This is a genomic window from Bacteroidales bacterium (assembly GCA_018334875.1).
In the GTDB taxonomy this organism is placed as follows: Bacteria; Bacteroidota; Bacteroidia; order Bacteroidales; family UBA12077; genus JAGXLC01.
Genome location: JAGXLC010000098.1, coordinates 1 through 12,781, shown reverse-complemented (window position 1 = coordinate 12,781; position 12,781 = coordinate 1). Strand labels below are relative to the sequence as shown.

The 12,781-nt window shown below is 42.5% G+C and carries 9 protein-coding genes; 7 read left to right on the top strand and 2 right to left on the bottom strand.

The features are described from left to right. On the top strand, nucleotides 1–4,199 hold a 4,199-nt coding region (locus tag KGY70_09745), incomplete at its 5' end, for a VCBS repeat-containing protein (GenBank protein MBS3775460.1). 23 nt (nucleotides 4,200–4,222) lie between these two features. Continuing rightward, nucleotides 4,223–4,801, top strand: coding sequence for a hypothetical protein (locus tag KGY70_09740; GenBank protein ID MBS3775459.1), 579 nt, complete (start codon nucleotides 4,223–4,225; stop codon nucleotides 4,799–4,801). A gap of 129 nt (nucleotides 4,802–4,930) precedes the next feature. Here KGY70_09740 and KGY70_09735 read toward each other — a convergent pair whose 3' ends face one another. Continuing rightward, entirely contained in the window at nucleotides 4,931–5,662 is a 732-nt protein-coding gene (locus tag KGY70_09735) for an OmpA family protein (protein MBS3775458.1), read from the bottom strand. A 467-nt stretch (nucleotides 5,663–6,129) separates the two neighbouring features. Between KGY70_09735 and KGY70_09730 the strand changes: the two genes are divergently transcribed. The 5 genes from KGY70_09730 (at nucleotide 6,130) to KGY70_09710 (ending at nucleotide 10,955) form a co-directional block, all read left to right on the top strand. Beyond that, on the top strand, nucleotides 6,130–6,519 hold the full coding sequence (locus KGY70_09730; GenBank protein MBS3775457.1) for a response regulator transcription factor: 390 nt from the start codon (nucleotides 6,130–6,132) through the stop codon (nucleotides 6,517–6,519). 65 nt (nucleotides 6,520–6,584) lie between these two features. Next, nucleotides 6,585–7,817, top strand: a complete 1,233-nt coding sequence (locus tag KGY70_09725; protein ID MBS3775456.1) for a YaiO family outer membrane beta-barrel protein — start codon at nucleotides 6,585–6,587, stop codon at nucleotides 7,815–7,817. Nucleotides 7,818–8,103: 286 nt separating this feature from the next. After that, on the top strand, nucleotides 8,104–9,054 hold the full coding sequence (locus KGY70_09720; GenBank protein ID MBS3775455.1) for a hypothetical protein: 951 nt from the start codon (nucleotides 8,104–8,106) through the stop codon (nucleotides 9,052–9,054). 4 nt (nucleotides 9,055–9,058) lie between these two features. Then, nucleotides 9,059–10,501: a glycosyltransferase family 2 protein gene (locus KGY70_09715; GenBank protein ID MBS3775454.1), complete on the top strand. Its 1,443-nt coding sequence runs from the start codon at nucleotides 9,059–9,061 to the stop codon at nucleotides 10,499–10,501. 46 nt (nucleotides 10,502–10,547) lie between these two features. Beyond that, entirely contained in the window at nucleotides 10,548–10,955 is a 408-nt protein-coding gene (locus tag KGY70_09710) for a hemerythrin family protein (protein ID MBS3775453.1), read from the top strand. An 817-nt stretch (nucleotides 10,956–11,772) separates the two neighbouring features. Here KGY70_09710 and KGY70_09705 read toward each other — a convergent pair. Beyond that, nucleotides 11,773–12,781 (bottom strand): hypothetical protein (locus KGY70_09705; GenBank protein ID MBS3775452.1); only part of this gene is annotated, 1,009 nt, incomplete at its 5' end.

Here is a 12,781-nt window from a genome sequence, read left to right as displayed (position 1 = left end):
AAGTGAATGTTCCTCTGCTGGGCCAAACCTCTACAACCCCTTCTGGAGAGGAAGGATTCGAAGATGTGGATCTGGCCCTGGACAGCATATCGCATGCTTCGGTTGCATGGGGTGATTACGATGCCGACGGCGATCCGGACCTGCTGATGACCGGCTGGACGGGCAGCAATTCGGAATACATCACAAAAATTTACCAGAACAATGATGGTGTCCTGGAAGATACAGAGATGAATCTTCAGGGGGTGATGGCAGGATCCGATAAGTCCTGCGGCTGGACCGACTTTAACAACGACGGTATGCTCGACTTCATCATAACAGGCGCCAAAGACGGTCAGCCTGACGAATATTATACCATGCTTTATAAACAGGTTGAAGGCACTTTTGTGGAAACGGATCTTGGGCTGCATGGTGTAACGAGTGGATCCGTGGACTGGGGTGATTATGATCACGACGGGGATTATGACCTGCTGATCAATGGTAAGGGATCAGGCTCGGAATATGCCGGTATTTATATCAACAACATCAATACGGACAACGATTTTGAATACAACAATTACGGTTTTGAGCCGGTTTGGAGTTCTGTTGCCAACTGGGGCGATTTTGACGGGGATGGCGACCTGGATGTGCTTTCAAGTGGTTTGGAAGCAACAAAATCGCAATACAGAAATGATTTACCCGGCTTTTCTAATGTCCAGTCTGTTTTGAACAGCATTCAGGGTCGAACTGCAGATGTCGGAGATTTTGACATGGATGGGGATTTGGACATTGTTATGGCAGGCGATAATGCAGACACAGCCTATTCTTGTATCTTTGAATGTGTTACTCACGAGGGTCCGGCTACCTGGGCTTACTCTCTGAAATCTAATATTCAGAACATAAAGAGCGGCTCTGTTGCCTGGGGTGATTATGACAACGACGGGGATCCGGATTTGATTGTTTCGGGAACCAAGACCGGTCTGGAAGCCCATACCGTGCTCTACGAGAACCATGAAGGTTCTTTTTGGCCTTATAACCAATATTTTCCTGATCTTGGCCGTAGCGCTGCAGCCTGGGCGGATTACGACAACGACGGGGATCTGGATCTGCTCCTGACCGGTTGGGGGGAAGACGGACCTGTATCTGCGATCTTCAAAAATAACAGAGCCCGGGCCAACACCCCACCGGAAGCACCGGAAGCTCTGGCGGTAGAAGCAGGTATGGATAGTGTCAGACTCATCTGGAACACGGGTTCCGATAATGAAACGGCTCAGAAAGGCCTTACTTATAACCTTCGCATGGGAACCAGTCCGGGCGGTTCGCAGATCATCTCCCCGCTTTCCCTGGCAGACGGCTTCAGGCAGGTTCCGAAAATGGGGAACGCCGGCCTGGATACCAGCTATATGGTATACGGGTTGCAGCCCAATACCACCTACTACTGGAGCGTGCAAAGTGTGGATAATTGTTTTGCCGGATCGGCCTTCGCTCAGGAAAAAAGCTTTACCACTTCCGCTGAACCCCAGCCAGAGCTTATATTTGTTGATATGGATGCTTCAGGCTACAACGATGGTACATCCTGGGAAGATGCTTTCAACAATCTCCAGGATGGCCTGGATAAAGCCATGCCGGGGGATTCCATCTGGGTAGCTGAGGGCACGTATTATCCTTCTGAAGCATTAGATCTTGATAATATCAATGTTCCGGATTCCAGAGAGGTAACTTTCTTAATACCCTCCGGTGTAAAATTATATGGGGGATTTGAAGGGACAGAGTCCCGTCTTTACGAGCGGGATCCTCAAGCAAATGAAACCCTTCTCAGCGGAGACATCGGAATACAAGGGGACGCTTCAGACAATACCTATCACGTGGTTTGCTTTATCAATACAGGTAAGGAAACAATACTGAACGGTTTTACCATTGCGTACGGAAATTCGGCTGAACATACCGATGAAGGAGAATGGATCAATGAGTGTGGAGCAGGAATTTTCAATAAATGTACGGGGGAGGGTCATTTAAGTAATCCCAATATTGTGAATTGCATAATTGAAAACAACAGTGCCCACAATGGAGGAGGAATGTATAATGTAGTATATTCCGGTGGAGAAAGCAGCCCGGTACTTACCAACTGTATTATACGTGGCAATGTTTCCGATCACAGGGCAGGAGGCATCTATTTCAGAAGTCTTCGGGACGGCATATGCGAGCCCATCCTGACCAATTGCCTCATCAGTGGTAACAGGTCCCAAGTGTATGGCGGTGGATTGCACTTTTTTGGGGATGAGTCAGAAGTTCGGCAACCCATTCTGAAAAACTGTACTTTCAGTGGCAATTATACAAGTATGTTTGGAGGAGGGTTGGCAGTTAGCCATATGGATCCCAATTTGGTTAACTGCATTTTTCGAAATAACCGAGCCAGGGAGAAAGGCGATGAAGGGTACTTCAACTTTTCTTCACCTATAATGATCTATTGCAATATTCAGGGTGGATTGGATGGAATTGAAACCATCGCGAGCAATATTACCTACAATAACAATCTGGAAAGTGACCCGCTATTTGTTTCTGGTGTGGATCCTGAAGAAGCCCCGACAACCGGTGGAGACTTTCACCTGCTTATCGGATCTCCTTGCATCGATGCCGGACTAAATGATTCAGTGACCGTAAACATCGATTTGGATGGCAACGACCGGATACAGAATGGAACGGTTGATATGGGCGCCTATGAGAGGCCTGTCTCTCAAGCCCTCATCTATGTTGATATGGATGCTTCAGGCTACAACGATGGTACATCCTGGGAAGATGCCTTCAACGACCTCCAGGATGCCCTTCATATAGCTGATTTCGGAGATTCTATATGGGTGGCTGCAAGCTATTATTACCCGGACAGGGGATCTCACATTGAGAGAGACGACAGGAATGCCAGCTTTGTCATTCCGGACGGTGTGAAACTCTATGGTGGCTTTGACGGGTCGGAAAACTCCCTGGAAGAAAGAGACTGGAAAAACAACGAAACCTTCCTCACCGGCAATATTGGCAAGGAGAAAGACCATTCGGACAATGCCCGCCATGTGGTGAGGCTCATCAATACAGGGGATCAGACACTGCTGGATGGATTCATTATCATTCACGGGAATAGCGAAAAGGAAGACGGGCAAGCGGAAACGAGATGGCCTGACCAAAACCCCGATCTTTTTGGAGCCGGGATTTTTATAGAAACGACCGAATGGAATTCCGTTTCTAACCCGAAAATCCATCATTGTATCATTAAAAATAATAAAGCCTATATGGGAGCCGGCTTATGCATCTGGTCCTGTTATCTGAGTGTTAACAAGCCTGAGTTGCTGAATTGCAAAATACAAGGTAATGAAGCGATTGATGGAGCTGGTCTTTACATTGTAAGCGACGGCACAAGCTGCCCTGTTTTAGTCAATTGTCTCATCAGTGGCAACGAAGCAGAATACTCCGGTGGTGGAATTGACTTTTTCACGTCAACAAACAACGCACAGACCGAGGAAAACACCATCCTGAAAAATTGTACTTTCACCGGTAACTCAGCAGAATGGGGTGGGGCAGTAAGAATGACAAACATGGGACCCGTATTTGTCAACTCTCTTCTTTGGAATAACCTGGCAGATGATTCGGGCAGTGAGGTGCATCTTCATGATGCAACTCCCACTTTTACACATTGTGATATACAGGGCGGAGCTGAAGCTTTCGGACGTGGAGGAAGCAATTCCATCGTCTATCATGAGATTCTGGATGAAGACCCCCTCTTTGTAACAGCAATCAATCCGGAAGACGCTCCTACGTTAGAAGGTGATTTCCACATTGAGGAAATATCCCCTTGCATCAATGCAGGCCTGAACGATTCTGTGACGGTAGCCGTCGATCTCGACGGTGAACCCCGAATCAAGAACGACACGGTGGATATAGGGGCTTATGAAACAGAAAACCCGGAAGATGTGCCGGATAAAATTTCCCGGGTTGAACGAAACGGGCTGACGGTTTACCCCAACCCGACCAATGGCTTGCTGAAGATTGAGCTGGGCGAAGACAGCAAGGTTGAGATGCTTAAAGTGACTACCATCACCGGAGCAGAGGTGATCAGCATGAATGTTACCGGCCAGACCCTGCTGCTCGATCTATCATCCTGTCCTGACGGGGTCTACCTAATCAGGGCAATGGGCGGGAAGCATATAAGCATTGCCCGTATAGTCAAACATTAAATAACCATCAAACATTCTAACCTATGAAAGCAATAGGTCACATCAGGTATTTTACCTTTTGTCTTCCGCTAATTCTTCTCTTTCTTGACTTTTCCTGTTCGAAAGATGAAGATAAGAAGGTGCCGGATCAACTGCTGGAGCATGATTACGCCGGCACCATGACCGTTAGATACACCAATGTGTATCCCGAATGGGATGAAACAGCCAGCATGGAGGTGGAGATCGATAAAGAAATGGGGCTTATCAATTTCGAAGGCACCACATTAAATTATTCGGGTGAAATCGTATTCAACAATGATTCAAAAATTGTACGAAGTGGTTCATGGAAGATTGATCCTGTCGGAAGGCTTGAAAAAGACAGAGGTGTCATAACCATCCCCGTAGATGCCGGGGTGACCGTTATAAATGATATACAAAAGGTTTATGCCCGGAATGACGACGGCGAATGGCAGCTGATGAACGAAACCCCCTTCGATTCGGAACCCAATTCCGATCTGGTATTCGGGCTGGCCGAGGCAGAGACAGGTGGCTCGGTAGTTTCCGCAGAAAGCGAGGCAGGTTCTATCATATGGACACTGTATTTAACTGTGGACATAGACTGAAAAAAATATGAGACCCGGATAATTTTCGGGAGCGATCATTTTCCTCTCAATCTGAAGCTAAAGAAAGCAGGGGTTCTTTTGTCATTACCTTTGTTTTAGCCACATTGGCGATAATGAAGCCGGAAAATATTACCTGGAATCTTCGAGTATACGGACTTCGGTGCGGCGGTTTTTTTGTCTTCCCGCTTCGGTATTGTTGCCGGCTACCGGATGATCTTCTCCATAGCCCCTGGCTTCAATGCGTCCTTCCGCGATGCCCTGGCTGACCAGGTAGGCTTTGACCCGGCGGGCCCTTCTGCGGGAAAGCTTTAGGTTGGCTTCTTTGGAGCCTACATTGTCGGTATGCCCGGCGATCTCAACGCGGATGTGCTTCCGCCGTTCCATATATTCCACCAGTTCATTCAGTTCCTTATAAGAAGCCTCCCGTAAGGTGGCCTTGTTGGAACCAAAATACACGTTGTCCAGGGTATAGACAGTGGGCGGGTCGTATTTGATCAAAAACTGGCTGGTCCGGTATTGCCTGTTATCAGCAAGCTCTGGTATGGAGAAGACCTGGTAGTCCTGCTGGTCGGAGATGCCTTTGATCTTCACCAGGTAAGTGCTGCCCTCGGGCAGTTGAATCCTGAACTTACCATTGCTGCCGGTGATGCCCCGGTATTCTACCTGAGAAAGCGTATCGACAAACACCACCTCCTCGCCTTGCCGCGGATCATTCTGGGTGTTGGTCACCAGCACTTCCAGCGGCATCTTCTGGATGGTATCCTGCCGGACACTCCGGCCCCTGGCAGCAGCCTGATCCTGCATACCCGGTAAAAGATAGATTGCCGCAAAAAGAACGGCCAAAAGGGTAAAACGATGCATAGACAATAGCTTTTTACAACATCAAAATAAAACGAAAATCCCGGCCTTGCAAAATTTTCTTCCATCACATCCAGAGATTTCTCCCTGAGCCCCTAATAAAATTCATGACAGTTCTCGTCCGAATCCCAGCGGGGGTGTTGGGAAGTGGCACATTGATTTTCTAAAGGTAATCTTTCAGCCATACATTCTTTACCCCGGGGAAACGACTGATAATCTGACTCTATAATCTAAACTAAAAAAATCATACAGAATGCAATAAACGCCTGTTGATCTAACCAATAGCCAGATCTTAAAGAATGGGGAAATTAAAGCGATAAAAACAAAACTATGGAATTGTATGTTCGTATGACAAATCAAAATACCAGGAAGATATACCTGTAACGGGAGGCGTCATAAGATTAAATACAGAAAGCCATATGGCCCGTGATAAGTTGGATACCCTGTTGTCATAAATTGCAAAAGGATGAATGATGAACGAACCTTTTAGGATTATAATCATTTGCGAAGACCTTATCTTAAATGCCCTGTTGAAAAAAGCATTTAAATTATGGATCGAGAATGCTTCTGTCGTTGTGTGCAACTCTTTTTCAGGAGTTAAATCAATTAGCCCTGACATAACAACCGACCTGATTATTTTAGATGACTTTATAACGGGTACGGCCAGCCATGAAATATTGCATATCTTGCGACAGAAAAAGAAAATCAAATGTCCTGTGTATTATTTAAGTAATGTCGAATACTGGGAGGAAAAAAAAGTATTATACCAGGGAGCCCATTATTTTTTTAAAAAGCCCTTTGATCCCGAACACTTAATGAAGCATATCAGTGAAAAAACCAAAGCCAGAGCGCTGGCATGAGCAGAGAAAAATCAGCCAAAAATTGTTTGGAGGGGATTCATAGATCAAGCATAAAGGATGGAAAAATGATTAAAAAGATATTTGTTATTCTGTTGTTAAATTGCCTGCCTTTTGGTGCACTAAGTCAAATAAATGCTGACTCTCTGTTCAATTCGGCCATAAACCATGCACAACGTCAAAACTATGCTGAAGCCATAGAAGAGGCGAAAAAAGTTCTTGAGGCAGATTCTTCAAGATACGATGTAATGGTTTTTATCGGCAATGTTCATGCATGGGATGGAAATTACAACAAGGCCCTTAAATACATTGAGCAGGCCCGGCAAATTAATCCTGAGTATAAGGAACTATATGACAGTTGGCTCAATATTCTGCTCTGGAGTGGCCGCTACAGGGCTTTACAGGATAAAATTTCCGTGGCAAGGGAGCATGGCTACCCGGACAGCTATAATTTAGCTTTAAAAAAGATGTTGGCTTATAAAGGCCTTGGCAGATATTCGGAAGGCATTGATTATGCTGAAAAGAATGCTGCGCTGCTCGACTCGGCGGCCATCAAAACGATCTACAATGAAATGATGATGCGGGACAGACAGAATATATTATCTGCTTTCTACTCGACTGATATTTTTGAGGGTAATAACCCGAAACCCTACCACCTTGCCTACCTTGACTATGGTTTCAAAATCGATCGGCATACTCTGCAAACCCGGCTCAATTATGCACATCGTTTTAATACCAGTGATGTGCAGGTGGAATCGGATTACTACCATGTATTCAATAACGGGCATTATTTGTATGTCAATTATGGAATAGGTATCAAAAACAGACTTTTCCCCCAACACAGGGCCGGAATGGAATATTACCTGCCGCTATACAATAGCCTGGAAGCAAGCCTTGGAGGGCGCTACCTGAATAGCGGCTCAAAGAATGTTTTTATTACCACAGGTCATATTGGAAAGTATTTCTCTAATCTATGGATGGCCCTTCGGCCTTTTTATGTTTTTGGCGAAAACGGTAACGCGCTGACCACTGTGTTTAATGTACGATATTTTCAAATTAATCCGGTCAATTATTGGGGTGTTGAAATTGCTTATGGCAATTCGCCCGATGAAAGATATGCTGTAGACCCCTCTTTTGAATTGCTCAGACTAAATAGTTACCGTATAAAAATCGAGAAGAATATTCAGATCGGGCAGGTCAATGAGTTGAAATTATCAGCTGGTTATGCCTACGAAGAACATACCCCTGATGCCTTTCGCAACAGGTTTTTAATTGAGTTAATATTTAAGTACAGGCTATAGGATGAGTTTATTACTGCGTCAATATTTAAAAAAAACAACCCAAATTTCCCTCAGGGTTATACTGACTTTGTTAATCATAAGTCTGGTCTATTTCTTTTATACCCCCGGGATAACAATATATAACATCAATATTGTCAACCCTTTTTATGCACACCTCAGGGGTCTTGAAATATGGTTGTACTTTGTTGTGTGTTTTATTGTTTTTTCCCTCCTTCTTTTTTTAATACTTTTTCTTCTTAGCATTTATTATGACAATAAGCGAGAAAGAGATGAAAAATTGACTTCAATGTATGAAAAATATTTTGCCGAAAAGTTGGCGGATTATCTGTTGTCAGAAAAATATAACAACGCGCATGAAAAAAATGCCTTTGTCAGCACGATAAAACCCTTCACCGTCAAATGGATTCAAATATTCGCCTTGTTCAGTGTATATACCCGTATTCAGGAAGCACTCACCATCGACCTTAGCCCGAAATTCACTATTCTGTTAAAAGATCTGGGATTATATAACAAACAAAAAGCTTTACTCTATAGCCTCAACAACGTGGAACGCATTATTGCCATGAAGATGTTGTCCTATTTGCGTATCAATGACTACAATGAGCGGATTTTATATTACACGAAAAGCAGAAATTACGCGCTCCGTACCGAAGCTTTTGCCGCCCTTGTCAGGTTAAAAGGGAACAGTGACACAAAGCTTTCATTTATTGAGGGGAAACACCGTTTGTCATTGCTTGATATGAATGTTATAGTGAATGCTGTTTTGAAAAATTTTAAAACCAATATTGATTATGAGCATCTTTTAACATCTAATCATGTGAGTAAAAAAATCGTTGGAGCATTGCTCATTAAAAACCGGAAATTAAAAGAATACAAACATCTGCTTTTTCAGGAGCAATACTCAAAAATTCGAAACCTACTGTTGAGACAAACGGTATGGGATTCGTTTCTTGACCTGGCTGAAGAGCGCGAGGCAGTGGATGCTGTATTGGAAAATTTTGATGCTGAACCCGATGAAGTTAAGTCAACCATACTTGATAAGATGCAAGAAGCTGATAATGAACGCCTTCAAAGTTTCATGGTTAGAATATCTGAAAATCAGCCACTCTTGATTAAAATAAAGATTCTGAGAATTTTATTCAATAATGATATAAGTCGATTTCTCTCCTTTAAAGATTCAAATGACATAGAATTGAAGAAGGCCTTTAATGAAATATCGGACATTAATATAAATTAGACTGATGATGGTTATATCAAATCTGTTTTTTGAGTTTTTCAACAATGTTTTTTTGTATTATGCAACTTTTCTTTTTGTATCCTATTTGCTCATTGCAGTTTTGTCAGCTTCTGAATTAAAAGCCTATATTAAAAAAAATAAATATTTCAGATACAAAACCATCAGAAGTTACGAAATACTTCCTTCGGTTTCCATTATAGCGCCATGTTACAATGAGGAAAAAGGAATTGTGGAAAATATCCGGAGTTTGCTTTCACTTCAATATCCCAGGGTCGAAGTAATTATAGTGAACGATGGCAGTCAGGATAATAGCCTTGAAAAGGCAATCAATAGTTATGAACTTGTGAAAGTAGATTATGCCCATAACGAAACCATTCAGACAGCTAAAATCCGGGGCATTTACAAATCCTTAAACAACGCCTTTTCTAATCTTATTTTTGTGGATAAGGAAAATGGGGGAAAGGCAGATGCCCTGAATGCAGGGATCAATGTTTCAAGATCCGATTTGTTTCTCGCCATTGATGTGGATAGCATTATTGAACCGGACGGCATTATGCGCATGGTAAAACCTTTTATGGAGGACAGTGGCAATAAAAGGGTCATTGCTTCCGGGGGTGTTATTCGTGTAGCCAATTCGTGCGAAGTTAAAGACGGGAGAATTGTTAAAGTGCGGTATCCCAAAAATTTGTGGGCAAAGTTTCAGGTTCTCGAATACTTCAGAGCCTTTACCCTGGGGCGGATGGCTTGGAGCAGAATTAACGGGCTTCTGATTATTTCCGGTGCTTTTGGAATGTTCGATAAAAAGCTGGCACAAACAGTGGGTGGCTATGATACTTCTACCGTGGGTGAAGACCTTGAGCTGGTTGTGCGCATGAGAAAATACATGCATAGAGTAGCAAAGGAGCAATACAAAATTGCATTCATCCCTGACCCCTTGTGCTGGACTGAGGTGCCATCGACGGTTAAAATATTATCGCGACAGAGAAACAGGTGGGCCAGGGGCTCAATAGAAACGGTGATAAAACACAAAAACATGTATTTGAATCCTAAATATGGCAGGATTGGAATGATTAGCTTCCCTTACTGGGTTCTTTTTGAATGGTTTGCTCCCATATTGGAAACCATTGGGATAGTCTATTTTTTAGTCGCCCTGTCCCTGGGAATGGTTAATTATCAGATTTTCTTTTTACTCTTATTGTTTGTGTTTTCATTTTCACTGGCATTCTCTTCATTCGCAGTATTTTATGAAACCTTCCTTTTCAACAGGTATAAAGGGGCGAGGTTTCTTTTGAAAATAATACTTATTGCTATGGCAGAGATGGTGATTTTTCATCCGATGAATGTGTATTTTTCCCTTAAAGGCAACTACGACTTCTTTTTCAGGAAAAATAAAAAAGGCTGGGGCGTTATGACGCGAACAGGTTTTGGAGCCAAACAGGCAAATTAGGTTTTTTTGTAACCTCATCATTTTTCAATCCCAAAACTTAATCATTATGACAAGTATCTGGAGTGAGAGTTTTATTTTAAATATTCCGGTAATTGATCAACAGCATAAGAAATTTTTCGAGCTGTTTGAAAAAGTATCTGAAGTGTATGAGAAGAAAGAACCGGAAGAGCTTGATAAGCTGATCACAGAACTTGAAGATTATTTGCAATACCATTTTCAGTCAGAAGAGCAGCTTATGAAAGAAAACGGCTATGAGAAGTATGAATATCATAAAAAACAACACGAGTTCTTTATTAAACGTATAGAAGAGATGCGGCAGGAGTATGGCTATATGAACCACATGTTATTTGATAAAATCAAAACTTTTATTAAGAAGTGGTTTATCAGCCATATTTTGCATAAAGATGTTGATTACAGGGACGCTATACTGGGTCGCTCCAACCAGGAGCGTTGACTTATGAAATATTTCATTCACTTGCTTTTCTGACATTAACTGTTATTCACTTGGCCTGTTTTCCGGTTTTAACCTTGCCTGGATCCTTTCGATCACTTTGGTTTTATCTTTTTTCATCTTTCTGTTTCAGGATTATCCGTTTCAAATAGTCCAAAAATATCTTACCAATGAGAAAAACGAAATAACGGTGGAAATCAGGCACAAAAAACTCAGGTCCTGTTAAATTCTGCCGCTAATATACGATTACAACAATCCCGTAGAAGTTCAGGTTTTTCCTTGAGATTCCATTCAGGTATTGAGTTACCCGGCTCCCATGCTGCCCATTGACGACCAGATGCTGCAACAAAAAAGTGACCGGGTTAGTGACCAGGTTGGTGACCAAGTTGGTGACCAAGTCAAAATAGTATTAAAGTACTGCTTGAAACCTCAGAAAAGAAAAGACATACTTGAGAAGGAATTAAATTTGACCAATCACACAAAAAACTTTAATAACTATATAAAACCATTGGTTCAATTCCAATGGCTCAAATATACATATCCTAATGTTGTTAAAAGCAGCAAACAGGCTTATGTTACGACAGACAAAGGCAAGTTGCTTCTAAAAATACTCTCGGAGAGCAATGAGTAAAGAAAAGATGGGTCTCATTACAATTTAATGAAGAAAATTCTATATTACCTCCTCATCCTGCTCCTGGTAATATTGTTCTTCGAGGTGGTCGGTGTAATCGATGAAGTCGATAAGCTGATAGAGGGTATCCTGTCCCTCCTGGCTGGGCAAACATAGTCTTTCCTGTAGCCTGAAAAGTTGTTTGTTGCCTCAATATTCCCATCCTTCTTCAAAGCCCATATTACCGGCAATCTGAAGAAGGGGTTGAACTGTATCCTTAATAGTTCCGACAAAAGCACTACATGATAATTGCTGTATTTCATCAAGCTCCTTATTAAAAAGAATGGAATAATCTTCCAGTAATTTAGGTTGAGAAGAGTATTTTTTCAGCACCCGGTTAAAGGCATCATGCTGAAGCGCTCCAAAATCATCCAGGAATTTTCGGGCTGGTAAACGATCACTCTTGGCAGAATTTACTCCTTTGGGAATAGGAAGAAGGTTCCATAATTGATCATGGGTTACAAAGCTCCAGGGAACAAAATGATCGATGTTAAAATTTTCGGATGTCACAGGCAAACCGGAATATATACAATTGACCTGACCGAGATCATCAAAATACAAATTCCAGAACCTTTTAGCATATTTAAAATCTCGTTTTTGTGGAGGGAAAAGCTTGGTCTGAATGTTGGGCACATTGGGGTTCCGCTTTCTCAGGAAAGTCAATAATTGCCACAATGTGAAATCTTGTAGAATTTTCATGTGTGTGATGAAATATTCCCTCCATTCCGGTTGAATGATAATGGTGCTTTCATCCTTGCTAAATCGATATGGCGGAAAATGAAATTCAGAATAAAATCTTTCTTCGGCCAGCTCCTTTAAAAGCCTATTTTTATCCCTGTCATCAATCCCTTTTATCTTTGATGCAAACCATGGAGACAGGAACCTATAGGGTACATAGCGTGCCAGTTTTGCAACAGTGTTTCCTATCTCTCTATGATCCATATGTTCCTTAACAAGAGCTATGAGTTGATCCTCCTCTATATCAATATCACAGTTAAGAGTGCTTCTGATGGATCCCACTGCTGCGGCCAGCCGGTCCCATTTGCCAAAAGACAAATAAAAATAATTCACAGTATACCAAACCTTTGCGATCATCTTAATCACAATATCACGAATTGAAATTTCATCCTCTCCTTCCTTTAGATGGTCTAAAATTCCC

Excerpts from the sequence above, each read along its gene's own strand:
- KGY70_09740 (MBS3775459.1), top strand. The coding sequence starts at position 4,223 with ATGAAAGCAATAGGTCACATCAGGTATTTTACCTTTTGTCTTCCGCTA.
- KGY70_09735 (MBS3775458.1), bottom strand. The coding sequence starts at position 5,662 with ATGCATCGTTTTACCCTTTTGGCCGTTCTTTTTGCGGCAATCTATCTT.
- KGY70_09730 (MBS3775457.1), top strand. The coding sequence starts at position 6,130 with ATGATGAACGAACCTTTTAGGATTATAATCATTTGCGAAGACCTTATC.
- KGY70_09725 (MBS3775456.1), top strand. The coding sequence starts at position 6,585 with ATGATTAAAAAGATATTTGTTATTCTGTTGTTAAATTGCCTGCCTTTT.
- KGY70_09720 (MBS3775455.1), top strand. The coding sequence starts at position 8,104 with ATGTATGAAAAATATTTTGCCGAAAAGTTGGCGGATTATCTGTTGTCA.
- KGY70_09715 (MBS3775454.1), top strand. The coding sequence starts at position 9,059 with ATGATGGTTATATCAAATCTGTTTTTTGAGTTTTTCAACAATGTTTTT.
- KGY70_09710 (MBS3775453.1), top strand. The coding sequence starts at position 10,548 with ATGACAAGTATCTGGAGTGAGAGTTTTATTTTAAATATTCCGGTAATT.